13 protein-coding genes are annotated in these 13,152 nt (G+C 66.9%); 7 read left to right on the forward strand and 6 right to left on the reverse strand.

Features of this window, described 5'->3' with window-relative positions:
- Entirely contained in the window at positions 1-975 is a 975-nt protein-coding gene (locus RS883_RS08190) for a quinone oxidoreductase (RefSeq protein WP_315764751.1), read from the forward strand.
- Between the two features lie 109 nt (positions 976-1,084).
- Here the strand turns inward: RS883_RS08190 and RS883_RS08195 are convergent, their stop codons facing one another.
- The 6 genes from RS883_RS08195 to map form a co-directional block, all read right to left on the reverse strand.
- Positions 1,085-1,693: a flavodoxin family protein gene (locus RS883_RS08195; protein WP_315764753.1), complete on the reverse strand. Its 609-nt coding sequence runs from the start codon at positions 1,691-1,693 to the stop codon at positions 1,085-1,087.
- 34 nt (positions 1,694-1,727) lie between these two features.
- Complete coding sequence (locus RS883_RS08200) at positions 1,728-3,032, reverse strand: M20/M25/M40 family metallo-hydrolase (RefSeq protein WP_315764755.1); 1,305 nt, start codon at positions 3,030-3,032, stop codon at positions 1,728-1,730.
- A gap of 41 nt (positions 3,033-3,073) precedes the next feature.
- Positions 3,074-3,538, reverse strand: coding sequence for a hypothetical protein (locus tag RS883_RS08205; RefSeq protein WP_315764757.1), 465 nt, complete (start codon positions 3,536-3,538; stop codon positions 3,074-3,076).
- Between the two features lie 224 nt (positions 3,539-3,762).
- Positions 3,763-5,175, reverse strand: coding sequence for a type I glutamate--ammonia ligase (gene glnA, locus RS883_RS08210; protein ID WP_315764759.1), 1,413 nt, complete (start codon positions 5,173-5,175; stop codon positions 3,763-3,765).
- Between the two features lie 92 nt (positions 5,176-5,267).
- Complete coding sequence (locus RS883_RS08215) at positions 5,268-5,606, reverse strand: P-II family nitrogen regulator (protein WP_315764764.1); 339 nt, start codon at positions 5,604-5,606, stop codon at positions 5,268-5,270.
- Positions 5,607-5,781: 175 nt separating this feature from the next.
- On the reverse strand, positions 5,782-6,609 hold the full coding sequence (map, locus tag RS883_RS08220; RefSeq protein WP_315764766.1) for a type I methionyl aminopeptidase: 828 nt from the start codon (positions 6,607-6,609) through the stop codon (positions 5,782-5,784).
- A gap of 63 nt (positions 6,610-6,672) precedes the next feature.
- Here map and RS883_RS08225 point away from each other — a divergent pair, with 63 nt between their 5' ends.
- The 6 genes from RS883_RS08225 (at position 6,673) to RS883_RS08250 (ending at position 13,110) form a co-directional block, all read left to right on the forward strand.
- The gene (locus tag RS883_RS08225; protein WP_315764767.1) at positions 6,673-7,446 is read left to right on the forward strand and encodes a competence/damage-inducible protein A; all 774 of its coding nucleotides are present in this window, start codon (positions 6,673-6,675) and stop codon (positions 7,444-7,446) included.
- Positions 7,447-7,786: 340 nt separating this feature from the next.
- A complete protein-coding gene (locus tag RS883_RS08230; RefSeq protein ID WP_315764769.1) occupies positions 7,787-9,079 on the forward strand; it encodes an EAL domain-containing protein in 1,293 nt (430 codons plus the stop codon).
- A 47-nt stretch (positions 9,080-9,126) separates the two neighbouring features.
- On the forward strand, positions 9,127-11,571 hold the full coding sequence (locus RS883_RS08235; protein ID WP_315764771.1) for an ATP-binding protein: 2,445 nt from the start codon (positions 9,127-9,129) through the stop codon (positions 11,569-11,571).
- 62 nt (positions 11,572-11,633) lie between these two features.
- A complete protein-coding gene (locus tag RS883_RS08240) occupies positions 11,634-12,029 on the forward strand; it encodes a response regulator (protein WP_315764774.1) in 396 nt (131 codons plus the stop codon).
- Positions 12,030-12,167: 138 nt separating this feature from the next.
- A complete protein-coding gene (gene rpsU, locus RS883_RS08245) occupies positions 12,168-12,374 on the forward strand; it encodes a 30S ribosomal protein S21 (protein WP_034160206.1) in 207 nt (68 codons plus the stop codon).
- Between the two features lie 106 nt (positions 12,375-12,480).
- Positions 12,481-13,110: an FKBP-type peptidyl-prolyl cis-trans isomerase gene (locus RS883_RS08250; protein ID WP_315764777.1), complete on the forward strand. Its 630-nt coding sequence runs from the start codon at positions 12,481-12,483 to the stop codon at positions 13,108-13,110.
- Positions 13,111-13,152 lie beyond the last annotated feature (42 nt).

Raw genomic sequence — 13,152 nt, forward strand, 5'->3', positions numbered from 1 at the left:
ATGCAGACCCACGTCCAGCGCATCGAAAAGACCGGCGGGCCGGAGGTGTTCAGCTTCGTCGGAACCGCGCTGCCGGAGCCTGGCCCCGGCGAGGTGCGGCTGCGCGCCACCGCGATCGGGCTCAACTATATCGACACCTATCACCGCTCGGGCCTCTATCCGATCGATCTGCCCGCGGTGCTGGGATCGGAGGGCGCGGGCGTGATCGACTCGCTCGGCGACGGCGTCGAGGGCTTTGCCGTCGGTGACCGGGTCGGCACCTTCACCACGCGCGGCGCCTATGCGACGCATCGCACGGCGCCGGCCGACCAGCTCGTCCGCCTGCCGGAGGACGTCAGCGACGAGGATGCGGCGGCGCTGATGCTGAAGGGCTCGACCGCGGCGATGCTCATCGAGGATTGCGCCAGGGTGCAGGCCGGGCAAACCGTGCTCGTCTATGCCGCGGCGGGCGGCGTCGGGCTGATCCTGACGGGCTGGCTCAAGGCGATCGGCGCAGAGGTGATCGCAGTCGTTGGGACCGAGGCCAAGGCGGAGCGCGTCCGCCAGGCGGGTGCCGCGCACGTCGTCCTGCACAAAACCGAGGATATCGCTGCGCGCGTGCGCGAGATCACCGGCGGCGCGGGCGTGCCGGTGATCTTCGACAGCGTCGGGCGCGCCACCTGGGCCGCATCGCTCGACAGCGCCGCGCCGCGGGGGCTGATCGTCAGCTTCGGGAATGCGAGCGGTCCTGTCGAGGGCGTCAATCTGGGCGTGCTGTCGGGCAAAGGCTCGCTGTTCGTCACCCGCCCCACGCTGTTCCACTACGCCACCACGCCCGAGGCGCGGCAGCGCTACGTCGACGACGTGTTTGCGATGCTCCGCAAGGGCGCGATCGGCGCAGAGATCGGCCAGCGCTTTCCGTTGGAAGCGGTGGCTGAGGCGCATGAAGAGTTGGAGGCGGGGACGACGGTCGGAAGTACGGTGCTGGTACCTTAAGGCTTATCCGTCACCCCGGACTTGTTCCGGGGTCCACTGGTCCGCGTAATTAGCGCGGCTTGGTTTGCGGAACGGTGGACCCCGGTATAAGTCCGGGGTGACGAAGAATTTAACCCGGATACGGCGCGTCCCTCAAAAGTCCTGCGAGGTGCGCGGCGTTCGATGCCACCATCTTGGCCGTCTTCGTCACCGTCTCAGGTGTCTCGTCCAAGTCTTTGAAATCGGTCGATCCCATTGCTTCACCGACCCAGTAGCAGGCAGCGACAGCGGGGATGGTGAAGCCCACGTCGTTGAGCGATTGAAAGAGCTGCGCCGAGGACCAGTGCGCGCCGTCCTCGTTACCGACGATCGCAGCGATCGCGACCTTCGAATAGCTCGGCATCCGGCCCTGATCGTCGGTCTCGTCGAGGAAGGCATCCATCCGCTCCAGCACGCGCTTGGCGACGCTGCCGATCTGGCCCATCCAGATCGGGCCGCCAAAGATCAGGATGTCGTGCGCCAGGATCTTCTCGCGGATTGCCGGCCAGGCATCGCCATCGCCCTCATCGCTGGTCACCCCGGGCTTCACATCGTGCGCGGCGACGCGGATCGTCTCGCTGATCGTCACGTCGTGCGCCTTGAACGCGTCGGCGAGCACCGCGATCATCGCGTCGGTCGAGGATTGCTGCGACTGATCCGCCTTGAGCGTGCAGTTGAGCGCGAGTGCGGTGAGGGCCATCCGATCTTCTCCTGAGACAGACAGCCACGACAATTCAACGGCTTCGCGGTTCCCGCGACAGGCGCGTCAGGTACGCGGCGTTCCGCAACGCCTGCCGCGGCAAACTGGAGAGGTCGAGCCATTCGCCCTCGGCATGCGCCTTGCCGACGACCGGGCCTAGCCCCGCCAGCGTCGGGACGATCGCCGCGACCCAGCCGGAATCCGCCGCCCCGCGCTTGGCCGGATCATATTCGGGCATCTCGGGCAGCTTGAGGTCGCGATTGACAGCATTGAGTGTCGCCAGGAGCGCGCGATTGCCCTCGCTCGGCGCCATCGGCGGCATGCCGTCGAAGAAGGTCAGCGTCGCGCCGGTGCGCGGCAGGTGCTTCTCGACGATCGCCGTCATCTTGCCTCGCACGCGCGCGTCCTGCTCGGGCGTCAGCGTGCGAAGGTCGCCGCGCGCGACGGTGGCTTCGGCGACGATGTTGGTCTTGCCGCTGCCGGTCGCGGTCACGCCGGCCGCGTCGATCGCCGCGGGCGTGCCGCCGGCCATCACCCCGACATTGTAGGTGAGGTTGGGCTCGGGCAACTCGCGACGGAAGCCATCGAGAATGCGCGCCATCTCGTAGATCGCGCCATAGCCGAGCGCGTCGCCGAAGACGCCGCTCGAATGACCGGTGACGCCGGTGGTCTTCAGCTCCCAACTGGTCGAGCTTCGGCGTGCGACGGTGCCGTATTCGGTGCCGTTCTCCGTCGCCAAATTCTCGTACTCGAGCGCGATGTCGCTCGCCTTTGCCGCGGCGACCAGCCCGGCCCGAGCCTTCTCCGCCGGCGCGCCGGCCCGTTCCTCGTCACCGGTGAGATAGACGGTGATGTCGGCGTTCTTCAGCGTCCCCGCCGCCTGCATCGCCCTCAGTGCGCCGATGATGACGACGATCCCGCCCTTGTCGTCGCCGACGCCCGGCCCGATCGCGCGTCCGCCCTCACGCTTGAAGCCCGTGAAGGGGGAGGACGGTTCAAACACCGTGTCGAGATGACCGATCAGCAGCAGCCGCTTGCCGCGCCCGCTGCCCTTGTGCCGCGCCACCAGATGCCCGGCGCGGCCGACCGCCGACTGATCCTCCCAGTTCACGGTAAAGCCGAGTGGTTCGAACTCGCTGCGAACAAGCTCGCCTACTGCCTTGACGCCGGGGAGGTTAAGGGTGCCGGAGTTCTGGACCACGAGCCGCTCGAGCAGCGCTTCGTTGCGGCTCGCGTCGGCCGCGACCGCCGTGCGCATCGCCGCGATCTCGGTGGGCGTTTGCGCGAACGCGGGAAGGGGCAGGGCGGCGAAGGCGATCGCGAGGGTCAGCTTGTGCATGACCGTACGCTAGGCGGAGCGCCGCCGCGCTGCCAAGCCGCTTATGCCTTGGCCGGCTTCGACATCAGCCGCTCCATGACGATCGCGGTCACGACCGACTGGAGGACGTGGACCGCCCAGCGCTCCGACGCCTTGCGCGGACCCGCGTTCGTCTCACCCTCGGTGATACCAATCAGCGGCGCGATCCCGGCGATGTTGACGAGGTAGAGGCCGGTGCCGAACAGCGCGCCCAGCGCCGCGGGCGGGGCGTCGGGGAATGCCTCGCGCAGCTTGGCATACAGACCGGCGAACGCAGCCGAGGCGCCAAGGTGGTTGCCGAACTCGACCAGGCTGGTGCCGGTGTCGCCGATGACCTCACGCGACCCGGTGGTATCGTCGATCCAGTCGACGGCGTCGCGATCGAGCGTCTTGCCGAGCACGCCGGACTTGCGCCCCGCCCACATCGCCGCGGTCGTCACCACGCCCGCCACCAGTCCGCCCACCATCGCCGCCGTCCGCGCCTGCATCGCCTGTCCTTTCAACGTTCAGGCGCGGAATGGACGGGGGCGGGCAGGGGTTCCCATGGGTTTGAGTGCCCATGTGGATGAGCGCCAGCGAAAAGGGCGCCCGGTCTGGCCGGACGCCCTTTCATTTGGCTCGCCGCGACAGAGCCGCGTCGTCGGTCGCTGACTTCGCCTGCGCTGGCCGACAGCGCCTGTCGCGCTGCGACCGGCGAGGACGCAGCCGCGCCTCAGGCGCTGTAGTACATGTCGTACTCGACCGGGCTCGGCGTCGTCTCGAAGCGGATGACGTCGGCCCACTTGATCTCGGCATAGGCCTCGATCTGGTCCTTGGTGAACACGTCGCCCTTCAGCAGATAGTCGTGATCCTCCTGGAGCGCGATCAGCGCCTCGCGGAGCGAACCACAAACGGTGGGCACGTTGACCAGCTCGGCGGGGGGCAGGTCATAGAGGTTCTTGTCCATCGCCTCACCCGGATGGATCTTGTTCTGGATGCCGTCCAGGCCGGCCATCAGGATCGCCGCATAGCAGAGATACGGGTTGGCCATCGCGTCGGGGAAGCGGAACTCGACGCGCTTCGACTTGGCACCCGTGCCGTACGGGATGCGGCACGACGCCGAGCGGTTGCGGCTCGAATAGGCGAGCAGCACGGGCGCCTCGAACCCCGGAACCAGCCGCTTGTAGCTGTTGGTCGTCGGATTGGTGAAGGCGTTCAACGACCGCGCATGCTTGATGACGCCGCCGATGAAGTAGAGGCAGGTATCCGACAGGCCGGCATAGCCGTCGCCCGCGAACAGCGGCTTCGAGCCTTCCCAGATCGAGAAGTGCGTGTGCATGCCCGAGCCGTTGTCGTCCTTGATGGGCTTGGGCATGAAGGTCGCCGACTTGCCATAGGCATGCGCGACCTGGTGCACGACATACTTGTAGATCTGCATGCGGTCGGCGGTGGTGACCAGCGTGCCGAACGTCAGGCCCAGCTCATGCTGCGCGGCGGCAACCTCGTGGTGGTGCTTGTCGCAGGGCAAGCCCATCTCGAGCATGGTCGAGACCATCTCGCCGCGGATGTCGACGGCGCTGTCGACCGGCGCGACGGGGAAGTAGCCGCCCTTGGCGCGCGGGCGGTGGCCCATGTTGCCGCCTTCATATTCCTTGGACGAGTTGCCCGGCAGCTCGATATCGTCGATCTTGTAGAAGCTCGACGAATAGGTGTTCTCGAAGCGGACGTCGTCGAACATGAAGAACTCGGCCTCGGGGCCGACATAGACGGTGTCGCCGATGCCCGTCGTCTTGACGTACGCCTCGGCGCGCTTGGCGGTCGAGCGCGGATCGCGGGCGTAGAGCTCGCCGGTCGAGGGCTCGACCACGTCGCAGAATAGGATCAGCATCGGCGTCGCCGAGAACGGATCGGTATAGACCGCGTCCAGGTCGGGCTTGAGCACCATGTCCGACTCGTTGATCGCCTTCCAGCCCTCGATAGAGGAGCCGTCGAACATCAGGCCGTCGGTCAGCTGGTCCTCGTCAAGCGCCGAGGCGACCATCGACAGGTGCTGCCACTTGCCCTTAGGGTCGGTGAAGCGCAGGTCGACCCACTCGATCTCTTCGTCCTTGATGCGCTTGATGATGCTGCCGGCGTCCGTGGCCATTCAAATCCCTTTCGTGTTCAGCAAGTCTGCGCGGCGAATCGCGCAAGGAAATGTCGGGGTCGTTTTTACCAAAGCGAGTTCGCTGCGCCGCGTCAAATCGCGTCGTCGTTCCGTTCGCCGGTGCGAATGCGAAGCGCGGTTTCGACGGGGATGACGAAGATCTTGCCGTCGCCGATGCGGCCGGTCTGCGCCGCCGCGGCGATCGCCTCGACCACGCGCTCGGCCAGACCGTCCTCGACCACCACCTCCAGCTTCACCTTGGGCAGGAAGTCGACGACATATTCGGCGCCGCGATAAAGCTCGGTATGGCCCTTCTGGCGGCCGAAGCCCTTGGCCTCGGTCACGGTGATGCCGGAGACGCCGACGTCGTGCAGCGCTTCCTTCACCTCATCGAGCTTGAACGGCTTGATGATGGCCTCGATCTTCTTCACGCGACGAATCCCCGCCAGTTGGAATCAATGGACCCAACATCCCCTGCGCGGGACTTTGCATCAAGTGTGCCAGCCGAAAACCACGCAAAAAGGAGGCAGAGCGCGCGCATCTCTGCGCCAACCTGCCTCAGAAAGATGCAACTGGCCCGCGGATGCCCGATCCGCGGGCAGTCGATCAGTCATAAGGCGGCTGGTGGAAGCCTGCGGGGCTGACGGTGAAGATCTCGCAGCCATCCTCGGTGATGCCGATCGAATGCTCGAACTGGGCCGACAAGCTGCGGTCGCGCGTCACCGCCGTCCACCCATCCTCGAGCAGCTTTACGTCGGGACGGCCGATGTTGATCATCGGCTCAATCGTGAAGATCATGCCGGGACGAAGCTCGGGGCCGGTGCCGGGCTTGCCGATGTGCACCACCTCGGGCGCGTCGTGGAACAGGCGGCCGACGCCGTGGCCGCAGAAGTCGCGGACCACGCCATAGCGGTGCTTTTCGGCATAGCGCTGGATGACATGCGCAACGTCGCCCAGCGTGTTGCCGGGCCTCGCCTGCTCGACCCCGAGCATCAGGCACTCGTAGGTGACCTCGACCAGCCGCCGCGCCTTCAGGCCGACGTCGCCGATCAAGTACATGCGGCTGGTGTCGCCATGCCAACCGTCCAGCAGCGGCGTGACGTCGACATTGACGATGTCGCCGTCCTTCAGGACGCGATCCGATGGAATGCCGTGACAGACGACGTGGTTGATCGAGATGCACGAGCTGTGCGTGTAGCCGCGATAGCCGAGCGTTGCGGGCACGGCGCCGCCCGCCAGCATCTTGGTGCGGATCGCATCGTCGATCGTCCGCGTCTCCGTGCCGGGCACCATCAGCGGCACGATCGCATCGAGGATCTCGGCCGCGAGGCGACCCGCGCGATGCATGCCGTCGAACGCGTCGCGGCCATAAAGGTGGATTGCGCCGCTGCGCGAAAGCGGCGTGTCGGGGGCAACGGTCACATAGTCGGTCATCGGGCGGACATAGCCTTTCGACCGGGATTTTGCGAGGGGGCGGGTCCGCGCTATGCCCGGGCCATGAGCGAACGCATCTGGACCGCTGCCCTCGTGGTCATCGGCGACGAGATCCTGTCGGGTCGGACACAGGACAAGAACATCGCCCAGCTGGCGACCTGGCTCAACGTGCAGGGCATCCGCCTTGCCGAGGTGCGCGTGGTGGCGGATCGCGAAGCGGCGATCGTCGAGGCGGTGGATACGCTGCGGCACCGCTGCGATTATTGCTTCACGACGGGCGGGATCGGGCCGACGCACGACGACATCACCGTCGACGCGATCGCCAAGGCACTGGGCGTCGCGGTGGTCGTTCATCCGGAGGCGCGCGCGATCCTCGAACGCTATTATGCGACGCGCGGCGGGCTGACCGACGCGCGGCTGCGGATGGCGCGCGTGCCGGACGGCGCCGAGCTCATCACCAATCGCGTGTCTGGCGCACCGGGCATCCGCCACGGCAACCTGTTCATCCTGGCCGGCGTGCCGCACATCACCGCAGGGATGCTCGAGGCGCTGACCGGCACGCTGGAGGGCGGGCGACCGCTGATCGCGCGAACGATCGGCTGCTGGGTGGGCGAGAGCGAGGTCGCCGAACTACTACGCGCGACCGAGCGGACCTATCGCGGCGACGGCGACGTCGCGGCGGTCGCGATCGGCAGCTATCCCTTCTTTCGCGAAGGGCGAACGGGCGCGAACTTCGTCGTTCGCGGGACCGATCCTGCAGTCCTTGATGCCTGTCTGGCGGCGCTGGTCGATGCACTGGAGACGGCGGGGCACGATGTGGTCGACGGCGGCATCTGAGCGTCCGCCGCGCCTGAATCGGACGGCTGAATCGAAAAGGGCACCCGCCGCGCGGGTGCCCTTTTTCAATCTGTCTCTGAAAGGCTCGGATCGACCCGCCAGGCGCGTCGATCCGAGACCCATTCAGGATTCAGAACGGACGAATGGTCTCGCCGTACACTTCCCGGAACAGGACGTCATACATGTTTTTTCTCCCAGCGGGGACGATCAGGCCCCGTCGACGTCCTTAACAAGAAATTAATCTTTCGTAAAGCGAACGACTTCGCTGGTCGGTGCCGTTGCGGCACATCTTTTGGGGTTAACCAGTTCTCAACGCCCTTGCCTTTATCGGGGAGGGGCAATGCCGCCCGACGCCCTCCCGACGCCGATCGTCGCCACCTCGCCCGTCGGTCTGCCGGCATGGCAGTTGCTGCTGCTGGCGCAGATCGGAAATTTCGGGGCGCTACGCCGGCATCTTGGCCGGTCACGAGCCGATTTTCTGGCGGACGACGTCGCGTCGGTGATGGCGCGGATCCTTCCGGGCGCGCGGATCATGCCGGTCGGGCGCACCACGCTCGAGATCGCGTTCGAGGGCGCGTTGCCGACCGAGGCGGACAGCGCCATTCGCCGTCTTCGCGACTGCTTCGCCCAGCCGCTCGACATCGACGGCGAGCCGCACCTTCTCGAACTCGTGATGGCGGGCGCGGCAATGCCGAGCCATGATCGCGATGATGTCCGCCTGGTCGAGGCTGCCGAGGCGGCGCTGGCGCAGGCGCGTACCGATCAGAAGGACGTCGTGCGCGACCTCAGCCGCGCCGAGCACGCATATGACCGGCTGTCGCTGATGCGCGACTTGTCGCGAGCGATCGGCAATGGCGAGATCTTCCTCCAGTACCAGCCGAAGGTGCATCTGCGCCGGCAGGAGATCACCAGCGTAGAGGCGCTGGTCCGCTGGCAGCATCCCCAGCGCGGACTGATCCTGCCCGGCGACTTCATTCCGCTTGCCGAGGAATGCGGCAAGATCGGCGCGCTGACGCTCTGGACGATCCGTCAGGCGATCGCCGACCAGCAGCTGCTGGCGGGGGCAGGGCACGACATCCCGATCTTCGTCAACATCTCCGGCGTGCTGCTCGCCGACGCCGATTTCGTCGATCAGGTCTGCACGATGGTGCGCGGCGTATCGGCGCAGGTCGGCTTCGAGATCACCGAGACCGCGGTGATCCGCGATCCCGAAAGCGCGATCCGGCATCTGCGCATGTTCGCCGAGATCGGCGTCACGCTGGCAATCGACGATTACGGCGCGGGCCTGTCGAGCCTTGCCTATTTGAAGCAATTGCCCGCGCGTGAGCTCAAGATCGACAAGATGTTTGTCCTGGAGTTGACGAGCAGCAACCGCGATCCGCTGATCGTCCGATCGACGATCGACCTTGCCCACGCGCTCGACATGGAAGTGACGGCCGAAGGCGTCGAGACGCCGGCGGCGATGGCACTGCTCAGCGTCATGGGCTGCGACATGGCGCAGGGCTTCCTCATCAGCCGCCCGATCGTGATCGGCGCGCTGCGACAGTTCCTCGACGAGGAGCGCCATCTGACCGCGACGGCGGCGATGCGGCCGAGCTTCGGCCGGCCCGAGAGCTTCTGGAAGCGCGCCTGACGCTCCCGTTGACGCGACCGCAAGGTTTTGCGGCGCAGAATGCGGCAATGCGCGCCGCGATTCGTCTCCTCCTGATGTTCGCCTGCCTGGTGAGTGGCGGCAGCGTGGTCGCGCAACCGACCGCCGTGAAGTTGCCGAATGCGGTCGCCAGTCCGCTCGCTTCTGCGCGCGCAGCGATGCTCGCCGATCCGGAAAACGCCTTCGCTCAAGCACAGGTGGCTGAGGGCGCCGCCATTGCCCTCGGGGATACGCGCCTTCGTCGTCTGGCGCTGGCGAACGCGCGCTGGCTTGGCGGAGAAGCGCTCATTCGGCTGGATCGCGCGACGGCGGCGGACCGCCTCGCGGCCGCCGCGAGCGAGCTGGCGCAAGGGATGGGCGACACCAAGCTGCTTGGCGACATCCAGCTTACCCGCGGCGGCATCCTCGCGCATCAGGTCAAGGTTGCCGACGCGCTCGCCGCCTATCAGCAGGCTTATCAAGCCTTCATCCGGTCCGGTGATGCGCGGGGGCAGGCCATTGCGCTGCAAAGCATCGCCAATCTTTACACCGATGGCCGCGATTTCGCGAACGCCGACCGCTACTATCGCCAGGCTGAAGAGGCCTATCCCGATGATCCGGTCCTGACGCTCGCGCTTTACAATAATCGCGCAACCGCGCTGATCTCACAGGAACGTTATCGTGAGGCAACGGTCGAACTAACCCGCGCTCTAAGTCTTGCGCGTGAGCGCGGGGTGGTGCCGCTGCAGGCGAGGATTCTCGGCAATCTTGCCAACGCCTATATCGAGTTGGACCAGCTGGAGGCTGCGGAACGTGCGCTGGGCGCGGCCTTGCCGCTGATCGCGCGTCCCGAAGCGCGAGCGGCTCGGTCGCAGATCGAAAGCGTCGCCGCGCAGCTCGCCCTGCGCCAAGGAAACCTGCTGGAAGCACAACGGCGGATCGCCCCCGTCTTCGAGGGCGTCGACCTGACCACGACCGCCGCCAGTTTCCGCGACGCGCACGTGGTCGCGTACGAGGTCTACAAGGCCGCGGGCGATGCGCCGCTCGCGCTGGCGCATCTTCAGGCGCTGCGGCGGCTGACCGATGAGGAAACGCGGCTCGCGGCGTCGACCAACACCGCGCTGATGGCGGCGCGGTTCGACTTCGCCAATCAGGAACTGCGGATCGCGCGGCTCAAGGCGGAGGAGCTGCGCGCCAGCGTCGCGCTCGAACGCTCGCGCGCCCGCTTCCAGCGCACCCTGACGATCGGCATCGTTTGCGGCGCCGCGGTGATCGTCGGCCTGCTGAGCTTCGGCCTCGTCACCATTCAGCGAAGCCGCAACCAGGTTCGCGCCGCCAATGTCGAGCTCGAGGCGACCAATGCCGCGCTCGGCAAGGCGCTCGCCGCCAAGACCGAGTTCCTCGCGACGACCAGCCACGAGATCCGCACGCCGCTGAACGGCATCCTTGGCATGACGCAGGTGATGCTCGCCGACCGCGGCCTGCCGCCGGCGCAGCGCAGCCGCGTCGAGGTGGTGCATGGCGCCGGCCTGACGATGCGCTCGCTCGTCGACGACATCCTCGACGTCGCCAAGATGGAGACCGGCCATCTGGAGGTCTTGCCGGAGCCGGTCGACCTGCGCGCACTGCTCGACGCCGCCGCGCGCATGTGGAGCGAGCAGGCGCGGACCAAGGGGCTGGACTTCAACCTTGACCTCTCGACCGCGCCGGGCTGGATCGTCACCGATCCGGCACGGGTGCGACAGGTCGTGTTCAACCTGCTGGGCAACGCGCTCAAGTTCACCAGCGAAGGCGCAATCGGGCTGTCGGCGCGCCGCGTGGGTGAGCGGTTTGCGATCGCCATTTCCGATACCGGCATCGGCATTCCCGCCGACAAGCATGCCGACATCTTCGAATCGTTCCGACAGGCCGATTCGACCACCACACGGCAGTTCGGTGGCACGGGCCTGGGCCTCACCATCTGCCGCAGCCTGGCCGAGGCGCTGGGCGGCACGATCGCGGTGGAGAGTCGCGAGGGCGTCGGGTCGACCTTCACCGTGACGCTGCCGCTAATTCCCGCCGAAGTGCCGGTCGCGGTCGCCGCCGCGGCGGAGGGCGGGGTCGGCGGACTCATCCTCCTCGAACGCAACCCGATCGCGCGCAGCATGCTCAAGACGCTGCTGGAGCCGCGTGCGGGCCGCGTTGTCCCCGTCGACGATGTCGACGCGGCGATCGCCGCCCTGGTGGGGGCGGAGCGGCTGCTCGTCGATGCGGGCCTGCTGGGTCCCGACGACGCGGAGCGCCTGTCCAATCTGGCCGACCTCGCGGCACGGGCGACGGAACGCGGCGCCCACACCTTTGTTCTTTGGAAACAGCCGGGTGACGGCGTCCCCGAGCTGGCGGAGAGGAACGCTGGCGTGACGGTGATCTTGAAGCCGATAGCAGGCCCTGCGCTTGCCGAGCGTCTCTTTGGAGTGACGACGGGCGATCCGCCCCTTGTCACCGAGGCGGCTTAGGCAGATAGGGCACCTATGGTCGCAAACCACATCCGTAACGTTTGTCAGCCGGAGAACCGGCGATGAACATCCTGTTCATCGAGGACGACGCGATGAATCGACGCGTCGTTCGCGATATGCTCGACGTCGCCGGCGCTCAAATGGCGGAGGCGGATCGAGCCGAAGAGGGACTTCGCCGCATCGATGACGAGGAGTTCGACGTCATCCTCGTCGACTTGCGCATGCCGGGCATGGACGGGTTCGAGGCAATCGAGCGCATCCGCGCACGCGGCGATGCCAAGGGCGAGTTGCCGATCATCGTCGTTACCGCGGACACGGCGCCCGATCTGACCGAGCGTTGCAAGCGCCTGGGCGCGGACGAGGTGCTGTTCAAGCCGGTGGCAATGGACGCGCTGTTCGAGGCGATCGGCCGCATCGTCGCGTCGAAGCCGGGCGAAGGCGACATCATCCTCGACTGACGCCCATTCCCGGCGGATCGCGGCGCTGGCGACTTGCCACGCGCCGCTTTCGCCGCTAGGGGGCAGGGCAACGTGCGAGGGGTATCCTTCGGCGACCCCATTGGCATTGCATTATTCAGTTCGGAGCAAGACGGCCTTATGCAAATCATCGTTCGCGACAACAACGTCGACCAGGCACTGCGCGCGCTCAAGAAGAAGCTGCAGCGTGAAGGCGTGTATCGCGAGATGAAGCTGCGTCGCCACTACGAGAAGCCCAGCGAGAAGCGCGCGCGTGAGCGCGCCGCCGCGGTCCGCCGCGCGCGCAAGCTCGAGCGCAAGCGCCTCGAGCGCGACGGCGCCCGTTAAGACGCTCCGGCCGGCCCGTCGCGGTCGGCCGTTTCGTTTCCCGCGCTGACCGGTTCGGCGGCGCGGCCTGTCGCCAGCCCCTTCGTTTCTGCTGGAAGCCCGAGTCATGTCGATCACCGCCGTCCCGATCGCGCCCGTCAAGCGCGGCTATCTCGTCTGGCTGTGGATCGGCATCGCCGCGGCGGCGCTGGTCGCGCTCGGCCTGGCGTGGAAGGGCACGGCGGCTGTCTTGGCCGATACCGGCACTAATGCGCAGTTCCTTTCCTGGAACGCCGGCCAGCCGGGCGTGACCCAGACCGCGAGCGGCCTTCAGTACCGCGTGCTCGACAAGGGTCGGGGCGGCGCGACGCCGACCGACAACGATCTCGTGCTCGTCAACTACAAGGGCACGCTGCGCAACGGCACCGTCTTCGACGAGAGCCGCCAGCCCACGCCGATGAGCCCCAAGGGCGTCGTCCCCGGCTTCTCCGAAGCGGTCAAGCTGATGCCCAAGGGCGCCAAGTACCGTTTCTGGCTGAAACCCGAGCTCGCTTACGGCGCGTCGCCGCAGACGAACCCCCAGACGGGCCAGGAAGTCATTCCCGGCGATTCGCTGCTGGTCTTCGACATCGAGATGGTCGACTTCGTGCCCGAGGCAGTCGTCCGCCAGATGCAGATGCAGCAGATGATGCAGATGCAGCAGGGCCAGGGCGCGCCGGGCGGCGCCGCACCGGGCGGACCGCCGCCGCAGCCCTGAGGCTGAGCGCAGCGGTGCTTTAGCGCGCCGATCGCGTTATCG

This window comes from Sphingomonas sp. Y38-1Y, from assembly GCF_032391395.1.
Taxonomy (GTDB): domain Bacteria; phylum Pseudomonadota; class Alphaproteobacteria; order Sphingomonadales; family Sphingomonadaceae; genus Sphingomonas.